Consider the following 16108-nt stretch of genomic DNA (forward strand, 5'->3'; position numbering starts at 1 on the left):
CGCGATCAGGTGACGCGATCAGGTGAGGCCTTCGCCGGGAGCGGCGGGAAGGTCGTCGAGGAAGGTCTCCGTCGGCACGTGGAAGAGGCATCCGGTGAGCGCGGTCGAGAAGTCGAGGATGCGGTCGTGCATGCCCGGCCGGTCGCCGAGGAACATGTTCCGCAGCATCCGTTCGGTCACCGCCGGAGTACGGGCGTAGCCGATGAAGTACGTGCCGAACTCGCCGTCGCCGACACTGCCGAAGGGCATGTTCTCCCGCACGATCTTGAGTTCGTTGCCGCCCTCATCGGTGATGACGTTGAGCGCCACGTGGGAGTCGACGGGTTTGACCTCGTCGGGGAGTTCGATGTTGGCCAGCTTCGTCCGCCCGATGACGTTCTCCTGCTCGCCTGACGGCAGGGCGTTCCACGCGGTCATGTCGTGCAGGTACTTCTGGATGATCACGTAACTGCCGCCCTTGAAGGCGTGGTCCTCGTCGCCGATGAACACGGCTTCGACCGCCGTCCCACCCTCCGGGTTCTCGCTGCCGTCGACGAAGCCGAGCAGGTCGCGCTCGTCGAAGTACTTGAAGGCATGCACCTCGTCGACGACCGTGACCGCGCCGCTCAGCCGTTCCGCGATCAGCCGGGCCAGTTCGAAGCACAGGTCCATACGACGGGCCCGCACGTGGAACAGGAGGTCGCCCGGCGTGGACGGGGCCCGGTGGCGCTCACCGGTCAACTCCGCGAACGGATGCAGTTCCTGTGGGCGCGGCCCGCTGAACAGCCGGTCCCATGCCGCCGATCCGATGCCGACGACACAGGTGAGCTCGTCGTCGGGCGCGCGGTAGGCGACCGAACGCCGCAGACCCGAGAGGTCTTCCAGTAGATCGCGGACCGTGTCCTCGTGGCCTGGCGTAAGGGTGGCCACCAGAAACACGGTGGCCCTGGCCGGTGAGACGATCACGGCCTGCGACTCAACCACGAGCCGGCCTCCTCATGAGATACGGAAGTATCGTCCTGGGCCCTACCGCCGGTCCCACTGGCCATCCTGATCGGTCCGGCAGAAAACCGCGCGGGAACCAGCCCCGACGGTGTCCGTCACCACTACTCGCTGCCCGGGTTCGCCTTCCGCCGACTCCACCGCCAGAGCGCGCTGGGCCGGTGGTCGTGTTCGTAGGCGGCTGGGAGAGGCCCCAGTCGCTCGATGGCCTCGGCGGTGCGCGGATCGTCGCAGCGGGCGAGACCGTAGGTGGCCGCCAGGCGTACGAGCAGGTCGTCGTCGTCGAGCATTCCCGCCAAGGCATCGGCGACGGCCCGCGGCAGGTCCTGGACCTCGGCCAGGGTCGAAACGGCCGCACCCCGCGTCTCGGCATCCGGATCCTCGGCCATGAGGAGCAACGCCCGGGTGATGTCAGGGCGGAGGTCGGCGTCCCGCGAGCCCGCCATGCACGCGCTGAGCCGAACCCGGGTGTCCGGATCGCGGGTGAGGGTGACCAGTGCCGCCCTGGCTGCGAGGCTGCGGGCGACGTAGTCCCTGCAGAGGGCGTAGGGCACTTCGCGGCGTACGCGGGGGTCCGGATGGCCGGCGTGACGGAGCCCGATGGTCTCCTGGCCGGGATGCTCGTACCCGAGGAAGATGTCCAGCACCCTCGCGAGTAGCGCGCTGTCCGTCTCCTCGGCCGCCCAGGTGGCCAGGAGTTCGCTCTCCTCCTTCTCGTAGGGGTCGGGGCGGTCGAAACACATGACCGCCCGCAACCGCAGGTAATCCACCACCAACCGGCGGCGCGCCGGGTCAGGGGCGCGGTGGTGGGCCACCACGGCCGACCAGGTCTCATGGCTGAGGCGTTGCGAGAGGATCGAGCGGACGGTCGACCAGTTCACATGGTCCTCGTCCGGCTGCTCGACGGCGCGGGCGATCAGCTCGTCGACGGGGGTCGGGATACGGAAGGCCCACTCCAGCGAGGTCAGGATGGAGCCGTGCCCGGCTCGTACGACGAGACCGCCGAGCGAGACCTGATCGACCCAGTCGTAGTCGTCGTCCTGGACCCGGACCGTCATGGCGGGACCCGATGCGCCGGTCCTGCGCCGCAACTCCTCGACCGCGCCCGTCTCGTACCAGCCCCGGGCCAGTGCGAGGAGCCGTTCGCGGGTGGCTGCCGGGAGCCGCAGGCGGAGCTCGTCGTCCAGCAACGCCAAGCAGACCGCGGGCGAGCCGCCGTCGACGGCCCGCCACCGCGGCGTGCTCCCGTCCGGCAGCACCCGGTCGGGGTCCGCGCCGCCCACCACCAACGCGCCGGCGACCGGTCCGTCGTACGCCGCCACAGCCACGCACAGCAGCGGCAGTCCGTCCGCATCAAGCACGTCCGGATCCGCGCCCGCTGCCACCAAGGCGCGCACCGTCTCGGCGTCGCCCGCCCGAACGGCCACCCCGAGCCGACCGTCGCTCTCGCTCATGTCCCCACCCCCCTTGGGCCGACTGTTTACATCCCTCGCCAGATGTTGTCGAAGGCCGCGTCCTCGACACGTTTCCGTTGCCGTACGGCTTCCAGTTCCGTGATGGCGTCGTGCACGGCGGCCAGTACGGTCGCGACCGCGTCGTCGGTGATGGTCGTGGCCTCTTCGGGCCCCGCGTCCTGGATGCCCACGGCGGCCGCGAGGGCGGCGAGGACGGGCTCGCCGGAGGTGAGTCGGTCGGTCGCCCGGCGACGGGCCGGTGAGTCGGTCGGTTCCGCTCGGTCGGTGCGGCCCGGAATCCAGCGGTGGCGGCGTGAGGTGGGCTGGGCCTCCGCTTCCAGGTCGGCGAGATAGGCCGAGGACAGGTCACGGCCCCGCCGCCACAGCCGGTCCTCGACCGACTCGTACGGCTGCTGTCGGACGAGCGACGACGCGGCCTCGTCCAGCAGGCGATCGCCCACGGTCCCCTGCGGGCCGGGCACGATGCGGTCGTCGTCAAGGGTGAGTGCCCGGGCGCCGAGGAGGTCGACCAGTTCGGCTCCCGCGAGGGCCAGTGACAGGTCGCCCTGCTCGACGGGACGGCTGGACGAAACGTCCATGGTGATGATCAACAGGTCCCGCGGTGTGGTCATTTTGGGCTCCATGTCTGAGACATCGGTGACGATACGTCGCCGAGGGGTCGGCGTGCATCCGGACCTGCCAGGAGTTCCTCAGGGAAGGCTGTTCAGTTCAGACTGGACAGTCTGGACTGTAGGAATTAGCTTGGCCGCATGGACGACGACAGCGACGAGGACATGGAGCGCGACGAGGGCATCTCCGGGTCCGCCGCCCGTGCCGCGCGTGATCTTCGGGTGGCGTTCAGCCGGCTGCGGCGGCGGATCAGGGAGGTCTCCGAGACGGAGGACCTCACACCTTCGCAGGTGTCCGCGCTCACGCTGGTCAGCAAGAGCGGGGCCGCCACGGCCAGTGCGCTGGCGACGGCCGAGGGGGTCCGCCCGCAGTCGATGGCCGCCACGCTCGCCGCACTCGACGAGCAGGGGTTCGTCGAACGCAACCCGGACCCGTCCGACGGCCGCCGCCAACTCGTCACGCTGACCGCCGCCGGTCGCGAACGCGTCGAGGGCACCCGGCAGGCCCGCGAGGAGTGGCTGGCCCGGGCCTTCCAGGACCACTGCACGGAGGCCGAGCGGCAGACCGTCGTCGAGGCGATGGCCGTACTGGAACGGCTCACCCGCCCGTGAACGCAAGGGAACGGCTCACCCGCCCGTGATACCCAAGCTCACCCGCTCCACCCGGCCGCCGCGCGGGGCCCCCGCGGGATTCGACCGGCGGCTCATCGCCCCGATGATCCTCGGTTCCATCCTCAACCCGATCAACTCCTCGATGATCGCGGTGGCGTTGGTGCCGATCGGAGCCGCCTTCGGGGCGCAGGCCTCGGAGACGGCGTGGCTCGTCTCCGCGCTCTACCTCGCCACCGCCGTCGGCCAGCCCGTCGTCGGACGGCTGGTCGACACACACGGACCCCGTCGCCTCTACCTCATCGGTACGGCACTGGTGGGTGTCGCCGGACTGCTGGGCTCCCTCGCCCCGTCTCTCGGCGCGCTGATCGCCGCCCGGGTACTGCTCGGATTCGGTACGTCGGCCGCGTACCCCGCGTCCATGTCCCTCACCCGGAGCGAGGCCGAGCGCACCGGGCAGGACAGCCCGGCCGGTGTCCTGACCGCGCTCTCGGTCGCCAACCAGACCGTCGTCGCCATCGGCCCCACCCTGGGCGGACTGCTGATCGGTGCGGGTGGCTGGCGCGTCATCTTCACCGTCAATGTCCCGCTCTCGCTGGCCTGTCTGGTGCTCGGGGCGCTGCGGCTGCCGAAGCACCGGCTCAAGGCACCGCGTACGAAGCAGGCCGTGGACCTCGTGGGCATGGTCCTGTTCGCCGCGATGCTCGTCTCGCTGATGGTGTTCCTGATGAAGCCGGAGATCGCCGACCTGTATCTGCTCGGGGTGACGGCGGCCGCGGGAACCGGGCTCGTCCTGCGGGAACTGCGCGTCGCGGAGCCCTTCATCGATCTGCGGGTACTCGGCGGCAACCTGCCCATGCTGGCCACCTTTCTGCGCCAGTTCCTGAGCTTCACCGCCGTCTACGGCTTCCTGTACGGCTTCCCGCAGTGGCTGGAGGAGGGCGGTGGGCTGCACGCGTCCGCCGCCGGACTGCTCCTGCTGCCGCTGTCGTTGAGCGCGCTGGCCGTCTCCGCCGCCACCGGACGGCGTGAGGACGTCCGCGCCAAGCTCGTCGTCGGCGGCCTCGTACAGATCGCCGCCTGTTCGCTGCTGCTGGTGGTGGGCTCCGGCAGCCCCGTCTGGCTGCTCGCCGCCGTCGGCGTCCTCATGGGTGTACCGCAGGGCCTCCTCGGCCTCGCCAACCAGAACGCCCTCTACCGGCAGGCCGACCCCGCACGCATCGGCTCCGCCGCCGGGCTGCTGCGCACCTTCACCTACCTCGGCGCGATGGGCGCCTCCGCCGCCACCGCGACCTTCTTCGCCCACGGCGCCGACTCCCACGGGTTGCACGATCTGGCCCTGTTCATGCTCGCCGGAGCCGTACTGCTCCTGGCGGTGACCCTCCTGGACCGTTCCCTCCGCACCATCACCCCCGTTCCTCGAAAGGCCTCCTGATCATGGCTCTCAGCACGCTCGACCCCCGTACCGCGCTCGTCCTCATCGACCTGCAGAAGGGGGTCGTCGGGCACCCGGCCCTCGCCCCGTACCCCGCCGCCGAGGTCGTGGAGTGCGCGGGCGAACTCGCCGACGCCTTCCGTGGTCACGGCCTCCCCGTGATCCTCGTACGGGTCAGCTTCGCCGCGGACGGGGCGGACGCCGCACCCGGCCGCACGGACGGCGGCAGCCAGCCCCGCAGCTGGCCGGAGGGCTGGGACGTCATCGTCGACGAGCTGGCCGGGCGCCCCGAGGACATCACCGTCACCAAGCGGAACTGGGGAGCCTTCCACGGCACCGACCTCGATGTGCACCTGCGCCGCCGGGGGATCACCCAGATCGTGCTGGGCGGCATCGCCACCAGCATCGGCGTGGAGTCCAGCGCCCGCGCCGCCCACGAACACGGCTACCACGTCACCCTCGCCACCGACGCCATGTCCGACCCCGACCCCGACAGCCACCGCAACAGCGTCGAGCGGATCTTCCCCCGCCTCGGCGAGACGGGGACGACGGCCGAGATCGTCGAACTGCTGGCGAAGACCCGCCCCTGACGAGACCCCAGGGGCGCGGGTCGGCGACACCCGCCCCCGGGGTCGGGTCGGGCGTCTCGTCTCCGCCGGGGAAGAACAGCGACATCATGGGCCAGCCCGGCGCCCTGGGGGTCGGCGGGTCAGTGGCCCGTCGCCCCTGAGGGGCAGAGGGCCAGCAGCCCGTCGCCCCTGAGGGGCAGAGGGCCAGCAGCCCGTCGCCCCTGAAGGCCCGCGGGTCAGCGGCCCGCCATCGCCAACTCCCGCACCAGCCCGCTCGCCACCGGCACAGGCACCCCGTACCGCTCGGCCGCCCGCAACAACGCCCCGCCGATCGCGTCCAGTTCGAGCGGGAGGCCCGCCTCGGCGTCGCGCTGCATGGAGGACTTGGCAGCGGGCGGGAAGGAGTCGTAGCGGGCGAGGGCTGCTGCCGGGTCGGCCGGAGCGCCGCACGCCGCGCTGACGGCCGCCGTCTCCTCGACCAGCGCCGCCAGTTCCTCGCGGTGGAGGGTGCGTACGTCACCCAGGGGGAGCCCGTACCGGGTGGTCAGCAGGGCGAACGGGGCGAGGAAGGACATCTTCGCCCACAGCGTCGCCGCCTCACCGTCCTGGACGCGGGTGCCGAGCCCGGCCCCCTCCAGCGCGCCCGCGAGTGCGTCCAGCCGTTCCCGCTCCACCGTCTCGCCGGTCAGGTCGACCTCCGCGAAGGGGCTGCCGTGTTCGATCAGCCCCGGTGCCACGCGAGCCGACTCCACGCGGATCACCGCGGGGGCCACCCGGTCGGGGCCGTAGCGCTCGCGCAGGGCCGCCGGGTGTTCGACACCGTTCAGGAACGGTACGAGCAGCCCGGCGCCCGGCGCCTTCACCGGGACGCGCTCCAGGGCCGCCTCCAGCGCCGTGGCCTTGACCGCGATCAGACACGCGTCGACGGGCTCACGCAGCTCGGTGTCCGCCTCGACCCGCGCCGTGAAGTCGCCGAAGTGCCCGCTGCGTACGCGGATGCCGTCCGCGCCCAGTGTCCGCGCGGTCTCGTCCCCCGCCAGGCAGATCACCCGGTGCCCGGCGCGGGCCAGCAGCGCGGCGAGCAGACCGCCGACGCCGCCGGGGCCCAGTACCGCGACGGTCATACGCGTGACTTGTGCTGTCTCCATGGTGGTTCGATCCTCTCGCCGGTCGGCCCCCGGGAAGGGTGGCCGCCTCGGAGCGGATCATCGCAGCCGGTAGGGACGTATCGATACCCCGGGGACGGAGACGGGGACGACAGCCGGGGCCCGTCGTAAGCGCCAGACCGGTCGTCGGCGTGAGCGTGAGACCGGTCGTCGGCGTGAGCGTGAGACCGGGCGTCGGCGTGAGCGTGAGACCGGTCGTCGGCGTGAGCGCGCGACCGGACGTCGGCGTACGCGCGCGACCGGACGTCGGCGTACGCGCGACACTGGACGTATGTGCCGCAGCATCAAGACACTCCGTCCGCCCGTGATCCCCGAAGAGGCCACCGAGGAGGAGATCCGCGCCGCCGCCCTCCAGTACGTCCGCAAGGTGTCCGGCTTCCGTGCCCCCGCCGCCCACAACCGTGCGGTCTTCGACCAGGCCGTCGAGGCGATCGCGGCGGCCACCGCCGAACTCCTGGACGGCCTGGAAGTACGCGGGGCGGCAGCCCAGCAGACCTAGGCCCCAGCTGCACGCACCAGACCCCGCTCACGGCGTTCATAAGGCGCCGCCGATTTCCCGCGACTTGATCGGCCGGACGGGCCCTAGGGGGCGCCCGACTCCGCGGGCGCGGGCCGACGCATCAGATACGCCGCGCCGGCGCCCGCGCCGAACAGCGCCACGAGCGAAACCCCCGTGGCGAGCCATGTCGTGCCCAGCCACTGGCCGCCGAAATAGCCGAGGGCGACGCTGTACACGGCCCAGGACAGGCCCGCGAGGATCGACCAGGGCAGGAACTCGCGGACGCGGCGATGGGCGGCGCCGGCGCCGAGTGAGACGACCGAGCGGCCGGCCGGGGCGAAGCGGGCGACCACGACCAGCGGGCCGCCGCCTCGTGCGAGGGCCGCGCCGAGACGTTCCTGCGCACTGGTCAGGCGGCGGGAGCGGGCGATGGCCCGGTCCAGACGCTCGCCGCCGCGCCAGGCCAGGCGGTACGCCACCAGGTCGCCCAGGACGGAGGCGGTGGCCGCGGACAGGATGAGGAACAGGATGTCGGGCACCGCCTGCGGTACTTCGCCGGTCGCGGAGCCCGCCGCCGCGGCGGTCGCGGCCATGATGACCAGCACGCCACTCGGCAGCACCGGCAGGAAGACATCGAGCAGGACCGAGGTGGCCACCGCCACGTAGATCCATGGGCCGCCTGTCAGCAGCCCCACACTTTCCAGCACCCGCAACACTCCCCTGTACTTCCCCCGTAGGCACAACCACGCCGCGGCGTGGCGGGGAGCGGCAGGGCGGCCTGTGACAGCCATACAGCGTACGCCGCGGGTGTGACAGGAGTTTCACGGGGGCTCGTGGGTCTCTCACGCCACGTTCACCCGGCTGCCGCCTCCGCGCGGCGCACCGCGCCGACTTCCCGTACCAACGAAAGGGAGATCGATTCGGCGGGGGTGCGCAGCACAAGCCCAAGAGGAGTTGGACAGCGATGGTGGCAGGCATATTCGTCGGCGTTCTGGCGTCGGCCCTACTGGCGACGGGCGGCAGCGGCACGGCCGCGCCCGACGGCTACTGGATGAAGACGGACGCGCGGTTCGCGCCGCCCACCGCCTTCGTCCCGTCGGCGGCACTGACGTACGACACGACGCTCGTACCCGCGGCCGCCCGGATCGAGGTGAGCCAGCGCACCGAGGCGAGTGGCGCCACGACCGTACGGCTGAAGGTGGAGGGCCTGACGGCGGGGCACGTGTACGGCGTGCATGTGCACCAGAAGCCGTGCGGCACCGAGCCGGCCGCCGCGGGCGGGCACTACCAGCACCGCAAGGACCCCGTGCAGCCGCCGACGGACCCGGCCTACGCCAACGCCGACAACGAGGTCTGGCTCGACTTCACCGCCGACGACCGCGGCGACGGCGGGGCGAGCGCCCGGCACGACTGGAACTTCAGGCGTGGCGAGGCCTCCTCCGTGGTGCTGCACTCCGCGCCGGGCATGGCCGGCTCCAGGGTGGCCTGCTTCACCGTGCCGTTCGGGTGGGGGGCCGGGACGGGCTGAGCGGGTACGACGGTCGACGGCGCCCGTCCCTCGTACGCCTTCGTACGAGGGGACGGGCGCCGTCGTGCAAGTGATCAGGCCGGTACGGGCTCCGAGGTCCGCTCGTCCGCCGAGTCCGCCGAGTCCGCCGAGTCCGCCGAGTTCGAGCCCGAGGACGTGCGGGAGGCGAGGATGCGGTCGAGGCCGAGGGCGCCGGAGCCGGTGAAGACCAGCAGCAGGAAGGCCCAGCTGAACATCGCCGCGGCCTCGCCGCCGTTCTGGATGGGCCACAGGGCGCCCGACTGGTGGACGTCGAAGTACGCGTACGCCATCGAACCCGAGGCGATGAACGCGGCGGCGCGGGTGCCGAGGCCGAGCAGTACCAGGATGCCGCCGACGAACTGGATGACGGCCGCGTACCAGCCGGGCCAGGTGCCTGCGTCGATGCTGCCGCCGCCCATCGCGCCCCCGAGGACTCCGAAGAGCGAGGCGGCGCCGTGGCAGGCGAAGAGGAGGCCGACGACGATGCGGAACAGGGCGATGGCGTAGGGCTGGGCGCTGTTGAGGCGTCCGGACAGGCCGGGTCTCATGGGGTCTCCTTCGGTCAGGGCCGGTCCGTTGGGACGGACCGGTCGTGGGGACGGAACCGAGTGAGCCCCTTACGGTAGGGGCGCCTAATCTATGCTTGCAAGTTCAACATTCGGCCACGGATCTGCTTCCGTTTGCGCTTCCGTTTGGGTTTCCGTGTCGGCCGTCGCCGCACGCGGTGCGCCCCGTTGTGCGACCCGTAGTACCTCCCGCGCCACCGCGTCGGCGTCGGACAGCATGACCGAATCCACGCCTGGCCTGGCCCCGGCCGCGGTCACCCAGTGCACCCCTTCGGTGGGCACGCCGAACGCGAAACGCCGTGTGTGCGCCCGGCCTTGACGGTCGATCAGACGGTAAGGGCGCGGTGTTACGTCCAGGCCTCCGGTTTCGTAACCGTCGACGGTGTGCGGACGGCACCGGCCCGTCTTCAGCAGCCGCCCGAGCAGCTCGTCGGCGGTCCGCCGCACGTCCGCTTCCGGCAGCCGCGCCTCGATGAGCGTCGTCGTGCGTACCGCCGAACCCGGCACGTCAGGGGAGTGTGCGACCCAGGCCCCGTCCTCGCCCCGCACCCCGAGGCGGGGTCCGAGAACGGTCAGTGCGCCCGCCTCGATCAGCGCCGCCATCTCCTCCACGCGCTGCCGGGGTGGCCCGATGGAGAGGAACGCGTTGAGCGGCGTATACCAACGGTCCAGGTGTTCCCGGCGTGAAGCGCCCGAAAGCCCTCCGTGGTCGACGATCCGGCGAAGTTCGTTGCGCAGGTCGCGCAGCACGTCCAGGGCGGCCTTGAGCGGGCCCTCGACATTGCCGCGCGCGGCCTCCTCGGCGTCCTCGCGCAGATGTCCGAGGAGCCAGTTCCGCCAGGCGTCGGGGCCGGCGAAGACCCGTCCGGCGTAGGGGCGCGAAATGCGGTCCCAGGACCAGTGGTTGGCGGAATGGATGCCGAACTCGGCCAGAATCGAACCCTCTTGGGGACCGCGATGGGGGGCGGCGAGGAACCGGTCCCTGAAGTTCCTCGACTCACGCCCCTCCAACATCCCCTCGTAATAGACCGTTTCCACCTCCTTCGCCACCAACGGCCATATCTCGCGCAGGAAGTCCGGCGCGTCACCGGAGTCCGTGCGCTTGCGGAAGGAGGCGATCACGTCGTCCGTGAGGACGAGAGGCAGATGCCGCCCGTACGGGCCCTTCGCGTTGTCGCCGCGGGCCTGGTGCGGGATGCCGCGCCGGGAGCCGGCGTACAGACGGGGCTCGTCGCCCGAGGGGAGGTAGCGCAGGTGGCCCTGGCGGGTGCGGGTGAAGCGGCCGCCGCGGCCCGTGGTCAACAGGGCCATGTGGTCGAAGAAGTTGAGGCCGAGGCCGCGCAGCAGGACCGGCTCGCCGGGGGCGAGCGGGGAGAGACCGACGTCGGCCGGATTGGCGGGCGGGACGCGGCGCAGGCCGTGCCGTTCGGCGTACGCGGTGAGGTGCCGCTCCGCGGGGTCCGCGAGGACCGGCAGATGGCCCTGCGCGAGGATCACGGCGGCGAGGCCCGACAGGGTGCGGCCGGTGGAGAGGGTGAGCGTCTGACGGCCGTCGCGCGCGTCCTCGAGCCGGGTCGCGCGGGCGGTGTGCACCTCGACCCGCACCTCGGGCGGCGCCTCACGCACCACCTCGCCGAAGACCCACTCCAGATAGCGGCCGTACCGGGCGCGGGTCGGATAGTCGTCGGGGCCGACTTCGCCGGCCGCCCAGGTGTGCAGGCTCGGCCCCGGACGTATCGGTCCCGAGCAGTCCACGCTCTCGTCGGTGAAGAGGGTCACCTGTGAGGCCACGGTGTTCATGAGCAGTTGCGGCGACTGTGTGGTGCGCCAGACGCGGCCGGGTCCCGGTGGGGCGGGATCGACGACGTGGACCGTCAGCCGTACCCCGGGTGCGAGGAGCTCCGGCACGGAGGCGCAGAGGCGCTCCAGGACGCTGGTGCCGCGCGGCCCGGCACCGACGAGGGCGACGGAGACATGGCGGGTTCCGGTGGGCGCGGCGGGCGGTGCGGGCGGTGCGGGCGGTGCGGACAAAGAGAGGACTCCCGGCGTGTGGGGCGCAAGGCGGCGGACCGTCCACCGGAAGCGGACGGTCCGCCTCATCATGCCGTCGTACGGTGCGGGAGCCGAGACCCGGGGCAGCTCATCGGCGCCGCATGTGGGATGCCTCACGAGCATCAGGGACAACGCGTACAACAACCGTACCCAATGCGCTTATCGCTTATCAGGGGGTGAGTACGGACTCGTCCACCGTCCTCAGGCGGACGTCTCCACCGCGTACTTCCTGTGCCTGGTCCAGACGCAGGGATGCGGAACGCCCGCGCAGCGTCAGGGTCATCAGCTGGTTGCCGAACCAGGGCCCGCCGGTTCTGCCCCAGTTGACGGGCGGGTGCGCGCAGCGGCCGTGCCGGCGCAGCCGGTGTCCGATCGTGCGCCCCAGTCGGCTCCAGCCGAAGCGGAAGCCGAGCTTTATGTAGGAGGGGACGGAGTTGTGCACGGGGGAACAGGTCAACTGGAGGACCCGGGCGTCGGGTTGTGCGCCGCCGACCCAGGACGGCTCGGCGACGTACGCGTGGTGCACGTCCCCGGACAGCACGCACACCGTGGCCGGGGCGTCGTCCCCCGACCCGGCCTGGGCGATGAACTCGGTGAGCGCGGTGAACGACGAAGGGAACGCCGCCCAGTGCTCCAGATCGGCCGCCCTGCGCACCTTCTCCCCGAACCGCGCCCACCGCTCGCCCCGTTCACCCACACACAGCGCCGCGTTCCAGGTCTCGGCGTCGTGTATGAGCGGGGGAAGCAGCCAGGGCAGGGAGGTGCCGATGAGGAGATGGTCGTACGATCCGGGGTCTTCCAGCGCCTGTTCGCGCAGCCACTGCGCCTCGCCGGAGCCGATCATCCGGCGGTTCTGCTCGTCCAGGACGCGGGCCGCGCGGGTGTCGAGCATGACGACGCGGACGCGGCCGAAGTCGCGGCGGTAGCTCCAGCGGACGGAGGCGGGGTCGGCGTCAGCCTGTGCGGCGAAGGCGCGCAGCGCGTCGGTGCCGTCGGGGGTCTCGCGGACGGCGGCGTACAGCGGGTCCTCGGACAGTTCGCGCGGGGAGAGGTTGCCGAGGTGCTGGTGGACCCAGTACGAGGTCAGGCCGCTCAGGATCCGCTCACGCCACCACGGGGTGGCGCGCATGTCGGCGACCCAGGCGGCGCTGGTGTTCCAGTCGTCGATGACGTCATGGTCGTCGAAGATCATGCAACTGGGCACGGTGGACAGCAGCCAGCGGATCTCGGGGTCGAGCCAGGACTCGTAGTAGAGGCGGGTGTACTCCTCGTAGTCCGCGACCTGGTGGCCCGGCGGGTCGTCGAGGCCGCGGCGGGCGGCGATCCAGCCGAGCGTGGCCCGGGAGACCTCGTCCGCGTACACCTGGTCGCCCAACAGCAGGAGAACGTCCGGGCGTTCGCCTTCCGGCGCTCCGGCGATGCGGGCCGCCAGGGTGTCCAGTGCGTCCGGGCCCGCCGGGTCCTTCTCGTTCTCGGGCGGCGCGGCCCAGCGGCAGGAGCCGAAGGTGACCCGCACGGCCTCGCCGTCGGGGGTGCTGACGACCGAGGGCGGGAAGGCGGAGTCGGGCAGCGGCCACACGGGTACGTCGTCCAGCCGCACCTCGTACGCGGTCCTCGTGCCCGGGGTCAGTCCGCTCACCGCCACCAACGCGTAGTGGTGTCCGGCGATCTGGAAGGTCCGGGCCTCGCCGCTGCTGCCGTCGGCGCAGCGCACCTCGGCGGTGCACGGACGGCTCGTCTCGACCCAGAAGGTCGCGGACGAGCCGTCGACGTACCTCAGCAGGGGTCCCAGGCGCAGTTCCGCCAAGTTGATCAGCCTCCTCCGTCGCCCCGTACGGTACGGAACGACGGAGGTCGGCGGGGAGGTTCCGGGATCCGACCTGCTAACGATCCCGCAGGCTCAGCAGCCGCTGAGGACCGAGGTCAGCTTGGTCTTCTCCGCGGTGTCGACCGAGAGGTCGTAGTAGTACTTCACCTGGACCCAGGCGCGGACGTAGGTGCAGGCGTAGGCGGTGCGCGAGGGCATCCAGGTGGCCGGGTCCTGGTCGCCCTTCGACTGGTTCACGTTGTCCGTGACCGCGATGAGCTGCGGCCGGGTCAGGTCGTTGGCGAACGCCTGGCGCTGGGCGGTGGTCCAGCTGTCGGCGCCGGAGTCCCAGGCCTCGGCCAGCGGCACGAGGTGGTCGATGTCGAGGTCGGACGCGGCGGTCCAGGTCGCGCCGTCGTAGACGGAGTACCAACTGCCGCTGGTGGACGCACAGGCGGAGTCGGTGACGACGCCCGTGCCGTCCCGCTTGAGGACCGTCTCACGGGTGTTGCAGGTGCCGGAGATGGTGATCCAGGTGGGGAAGAGGTCGCGGTCGTAGCCGGTGCGGTCCTCCGTCGCGACGGTGAGGGAGGCGAGGTAGGTGCGGGCGGTGGCGGCGGTGACCGGGGTGGGCAGTGCGGCGGAGGCGGTCGGGCCGTTGAATATCCCGACCATGGCTATCAGACCGGTGACCGCTGCGAGTATGCTCAGCCGTCGACGCGCGTAGACCTTGGGCATGCGAACTCCATGGGAGTGGGGGGATGTTGGGGCGGGCGAGCACATGCTTGCGGCGGCGTGTTTCCAGGAGATGTGTGCCAGGTGAGAAGCTAGTGACGTGTGCATGACATATCAACACTTCTGACGTACGAGAACTCCTACGCCCGCGGCGGGACCAAGGACCCTACGGGGCCCGCACGGCCATCCCGTAGGATGGACGGCGCAGAAGGGGAGTAGCTCTTCGCCGGACCGTCGACATACTGCTCAGCTCGTCTGAGCCGGCGCCCGGAGGCAGACCTCGTCACGCGGTCGGCCAGCGAGACCTTCGGCAAGCAGTGCACCTGCCTGTGCCTTTCGGCCCGGGCTCCTTGTGCGCTGCCATGCCGAGGTGTCGCAGCGCAGCACAGACTCTCGGTGGGGCAGCCCGACCGATTGAGGAATTTTGATCAGCTTCAGCGTGATGGCGCTCGTCTTCGGCGTCGTCTTCCTCGCCGAACTCCCGGACAAGACGGCCCTCGCCGGACTCGTCCTCGGCACGCGCTACCGCGCCTCGTACGTGTTCGTCGGCGTCGCCGCCGCCTTCGCCCTCCATGTCGCGCTCGCCGTGGCAGCGGGCAGTGTCCTGACCCTGCTGCCGCAGCAGATCCTGCACGCGCTCACCGGCGTGCTCTTCCTGGGCGGCGCCGCCGTCCTCCTCTTCAAGAAGGACGAGGACGAGGGGGAGATCCGCAAGCCCGAGAACCAGGGCTTCTGGAAGGTCTCCGGGGCGGGTTTCATGCTCATCCTGGTCGCCGAGTTCGGTGACCTCACCCAGATCATGACGGCGAACCTCGCGGCTCGCTACGACGACCCGCTCTCCGTCGGCCTGGGTGCGGTTCTCGCGCTGTGGGCGGTCGCCGGGCTCGGCATCGTCGGCGGCAAGGCGCTGATGAAGCGGGTGCCGCTGAGCCTGGTGACCAAGGTCGCGGCGGTGCTGATGCTGGGGCTGGGGGTATGGAGCCTGTTCGAGGCGGTGACGGGGTGAGGCGGGCGGTCCCTGTGGCGTCCTGGCGGTGACTTTCCGCTCCTCGGAGGGTGACCGTACGTAGACCTGGCGATTGAATGCCTGGTCGGAGGTGGTGGCGCCAAAGTCCCCCCTTTTGTATGGTTGAGGAACAAAGTGACTCCCGTCCGTACTCCCTGACCGGCGGGCGGGGTCACCTTGTTCCCTGGGGGCGTAGCCGGTCCCCTTTACGGGGTTCTCCACGTTTCGTTTCCCGCGTTTCCCGCGTTTTCCACGTCTCTCGCGCTCTGGAGCATGCCGATGACGGCTCCCACCGTTCTGACCGCCCGCGCCCTCCTGCTCGACATGGACGGCACCCTCGTCAACTCGGACGCCGTCGTCGAGCGCTGCTGGCGCCGCTGGGCCGACCGGCACGGGCTGGACGGGAACGAGGTCATGAAGGTCGTCCACGGCAGGCAGGGGTACGCCTCCATGGCGGTGCTGCTGCCGAACCGGCCGATGGAGCAGAACTACGCGGACAACGCGCGGATGCTCGCCGAGGAGACCGCCGACATGGACGGCGTCTTCGCGATCCCGGGTGCTTCGGAGTTTCTGGCCTCCCTCGCCGCCGGGGGACTGTCGCACGCGCTCGTGACCTCCGCGGATGTGGGGCTGTCCACCGCGCGGATGGCTGCCGCCGGGCTTGCGCTTCCCGACGTGCGGGTCACCGCCGAGTCCGTCGGGGCGAGCAAGCCGGATCCCGAGGGGTTCCTGAAGGGCGCCGCCGAACTCGGCGTCGCGCCTGAGGACTGTGTCGTCTTCGAGGACTCCGGGGCGGGGATATCTGCGGGGCGTGCCGCGGGGATGCGCGTCGTCGGGGTCGGCCCTCGGGCGTCCGTCCACCGTCCCGACGCCCTCGTCCGTGACCTGACCCAGGTGCGGGTGGAGGCCATGTGGGGTGGGGGGATTCGGCTGCATGTGGGGTGACGGCGGCTGCGCCGGTGCGGGCTGTGAGTTTTTTCGCCCCCTCCGCCCCTACCCGTCCCTTGTTCCGGGGGGGGGGGGGGGGCCCCCCCCCCCCCCCCCCCCCCCC

Annotated in this window: 16 protein-coding genes; 7 read left to right on the forward strand and 9 right to left on the reverse strand. The window is 71.3% G+C overall.

Annotated elements, in window-relative coordinates:
• Window positions 1-18: 18 nt before the first annotated feature.
• The 3 genes from ACFWP7_RS38860 to ACFWP7_RS38870 all read right to left on the reverse strand — a co-directional run bounded on the left by ACFWP7_RS38860 (window position 19) and on the right by ACFWP7_RS38870 (window position 3067).
• On the reverse strand, window positions 19-963 hold the full coding sequence (locus tag ACFWP7_RS38860; protein WP_384392056.1) for a Dyp-type peroxidase: 945 nt from the start codon (window positions 961-963) through the stop codon (window positions 19-21).
• 122 nt (window positions 964-1085) lie between these two features.
• The gene (locus ACFWP7_RS38865) at window positions 1086-2435 is read right to left on the reverse strand and encodes a HEAT repeat domain-containing protein (protein ID WP_384392058.1); all 1350 of its coding nucleotides are present in this window, start codon (window positions 2433-2435) and stop codon (window positions 1086-1088) included.
• Window positions 2436-2461: 26 nt separating this feature from the next.
• Complete coding sequence (locus ACFWP7_RS38870; protein ID WP_384392061.1) at window positions 2462-3067, reverse strand: GPP34 family phosphoprotein; 606 nt, start codon at window positions 3065-3067, stop codon at window positions 2462-2464.
• 138 nt (window positions 3068-3205) lie between these two features.
• Between ACFWP7_RS38870 and ACFWP7_RS38875 the strand changes: the two genes are divergently transcribed.
• The 3 genes from ACFWP7_RS38875 to ACFWP7_RS38885 are packed head-to-tail and all read left to right on the forward strand — an operon-like array spanning window position 3206 to window position 5698.
• Window positions 3206-3676, forward strand: a complete 471-nt coding sequence (locus ACFWP7_RS38875; protein WP_384392063.1) for a MarR family winged helix-turn-helix transcriptional regulator — start codon at window positions 3206-3208, stop codon at window positions 3674-3676.
• Between the two features lie 25 nt (window positions 3677-3701).
• Window positions 3702-5108, forward strand: a complete 1407-nt coding sequence (locus ACFWP7_RS38880; protein WP_384392066.1) for an MFS transporter — start codon at window positions 3702-3704, stop codon at window positions 5106-5108.
• A 2-nt stretch (window positions 5109-5110) separates the two neighbouring features.
• A complete protein-coding gene (locus ACFWP7_RS38885; protein ID WP_384392069.1) occupies window positions 5111-5698 on the forward strand; it encodes an isochorismatase family protein in 588 nt (195 codons plus the stop codon).
• Window positions 5699-5913: 215 nt separating this feature from the next.
• Here the strand turns inward: ACFWP7_RS38885 and ACFWP7_RS38890 are convergent, their stop codons facing one another.
• The gene (locus tag ACFWP7_RS38890) at window positions 5914-6825 is read right to left on the reverse strand and encodes a ketopantoate reductase family protein (protein WP_384392071.1); all 912 of its coding nucleotides are present in this window, start codon (window positions 6823-6825) and stop codon (window positions 5914-5916) included.
• Between the two features lie 289 nt (window positions 6826-7114).
• Between ACFWP7_RS38890 and ACFWP7_RS38895 the strand changes: the two genes are divergently transcribed.
• Window positions 7115-7342 carry a DUF2277 domain-containing protein gene (locus ACFWP7_RS38895; protein WP_384392074.1) on the forward strand — a complete coding sequence of 76 codons (228 nt, stop codon included), beginning with the start codon at window positions 7115-7117 and terminating at the stop codon, window positions 7340-7342.
• Window positions 7343-7425: 83 nt separating this feature from the next.
• On the opposite strand, the gene ACFWP7_RS38900 is transcribed toward ACFWP7_RS38895, so the two are convergent.
• The gene (locus tag ACFWP7_RS38900) at window positions 7426-8049 is read right to left on the reverse strand and encodes a DedA family protein (RefSeq protein ID WP_384392076.1); all 624 of its coding nucleotides are present in this window, start codon (window positions 8047-8049) and stop codon (window positions 7426-7428) included.
• Between the two features lie 257 nt (window positions 8050-8306).
• On the opposite strand from ACFWP7_RS38900, the gene ACFWP7_RS38905 reads away from it, so the two are divergent.
• Entirely contained in the window at window positions 8307-8870 is a 564-nt protein-coding gene (locus ACFWP7_RS38905; protein WP_384392079.1) for a superoxide dismutase family protein, read from the forward strand.
• 74 nt (window positions 8871-8944) lie between these two features.
• Here ACFWP7_RS38905 and ACFWP7_RS38910 read toward each other — a convergent pair whose 3' ends face one another.
• The 4 genes from ACFWP7_RS38910 to ACFWP7_RS38925 all read right to left on the reverse strand — a co-directional run bounded on the left by ACFWP7_RS38910 (window position 8945) and on the right by ACFWP7_RS38925 (window position 14054).
• Complete coding sequence (locus ACFWP7_RS38910) at window positions 8945-9427, reverse strand: DoxX family protein (RefSeq protein ID WP_384392094.1); 483 nt, start codon at window positions 9425-9427, stop codon at window positions 8945-8947.
• Between the two features lie 96 nt (window positions 9428-9523).
• Complete coding sequence (locus ACFWP7_RS38915; RefSeq protein ID WP_384392097.1) at window positions 9524-11557, reverse strand: FAD/NAD(P)-binding protein; 2034 nt, start codon at window positions 11555-11557, stop codon at window positions 9524-9526.
• A 121-nt stretch (window positions 11558-11678) separates the two neighbouring features.
• Window positions 11679-13316, reverse strand: a complete 1638-nt coding sequence (locus ACFWP7_RS38920) for an alkaline phosphatase D family protein (protein ID WP_384392082.1) — start codon at window positions 13314-13316, stop codon at window positions 11679-11681.
• Between the two features lie 93 nt (window positions 13317-13409).
• Window positions 13410-14054 carry an HNH endonuclease family protein gene (locus ACFWP7_RS38925; protein ID WP_384392085.1) on the reverse strand — a complete coding sequence of 215 codons (645 nt, stop codon included), beginning with the start codon at window positions 14052-14054 and terminating at the stop codon, window positions 13410-13412.
• Between the two features lie 421 nt (window positions 14055-14475).
• Between ACFWP7_RS38925 and ACFWP7_RS38930 the strand changes: the two genes are divergently transcribed.
• Both ACFWP7_RS38930 and ACFWP7_RS38935 read left to right on the forward strand, forming a co-directional pair.
• On the forward strand, window positions 14476-15057 hold the full coding sequence (locus ACFWP7_RS38930; protein WP_384392087.1) for a TMEM165/GDT1 family protein: 582 nt from the start codon (window positions 14476-14478) through the stop codon (window positions 15055-15057).
• 273 nt (window positions 15058-15330) lie between these two features.
• Window positions 15331-16002, forward strand: coding sequence for an HAD family hydrolase (locus ACFWP7_RS38935; RefSeq protein ID WP_384392090.1), 672 nt, complete (start codon window positions 15331-15333; stop codon window positions 16000-16002).
• The last annotated feature ends 106 nt before the right edge of the window (window positions 16003-16108 follow it).

Origin of the sequence: Streptomyces sp. NPDC058470 (assembly GCF_042721055.1) — a bacterium.
Taxonomy (GTDB): Bacteria; Actinomycetota; Actinomycetes; order Streptomycetales; family Streptomycetaceae; genus Streptomyces.

What these genes read in the sequence shown, in the direction of transcription:
- ACFWP7_RS38875 (WP_384392063.1), top strand. Translation starts at nt 3,206, where the DNA reads ATGGACGACGACAGCGACGAGGACATGGAGCGCGACGAGGGCATCTCC.
- ACFWP7_RS38895 (WP_384392074.1), top strand. Translation starts at nt 7,115, where the DNA reads ATGTGCCGCAGCATCAAGACACTCCGTCCGCCCGTGATCCCCGAAGAG.
- ACFWP7_RS38870 (WP_384392061.1), bottom strand. Translation starts at nt 3,067, where the DNA reads ATGACCACACCGCGGGACCTGTTGATCATCACCATGGACGTTTCGTCC.
- ACFWP7_RS38925 (WP_384392085.1), bottom strand. Translation starts at nt 14,054, where the DNA reads ATGCCCAAGGTCTACGCGCGTCGACGGCTGAGCATACTCGCAGCGGTC.
- ACFWP7_RS38890 (WP_384392071.1), bottom strand. Translation starts at nt 6,825, where the DNA reads ATGGAGACAGCACAAGTCACGCGTATGACCGTCGCGGTACTGGGCCCC.
- ACFWP7_RS38935 (WP_384392090.1), top strand. Translation starts at nt 15,331, where the DNA reads ATGCCGATGACGGCTCCCACCGTTCTGACCGCCCGCGCCCTCCTGCTC.
- ACFWP7_RS38885 (WP_384392069.1), top strand. Translation starts at nt 5,111, where the DNA reads ATGGCTCTCAGCACGCTCGACCCCCGTACCGCGCTCGTCCTCATCGAC.
- ACFWP7_RS38915 (WP_384392097.1), bottom strand. Translation starts at nt 11,557, where the DNA reads ATGAGGCGGACCGTCCGCTTCCGGTGGACGGTCCGCCGCCTTGCGCCC.
- ACFWP7_RS38905 (WP_384392079.1), top strand. Translation starts at nt 8,307, where the DNA reads ATGGTGGCAGGCATATTCGTCGGCGTTCTGGCGTCGGCCCTACTGGCG.
- ACFWP7_RS38865 (WP_384392058.1), bottom strand. Translation starts at nt 2,435, where the DNA reads ATGAGCGAGAGCGACGGTCGGCTCGGGGTGGCCGTTCGGGCGGGCGAC.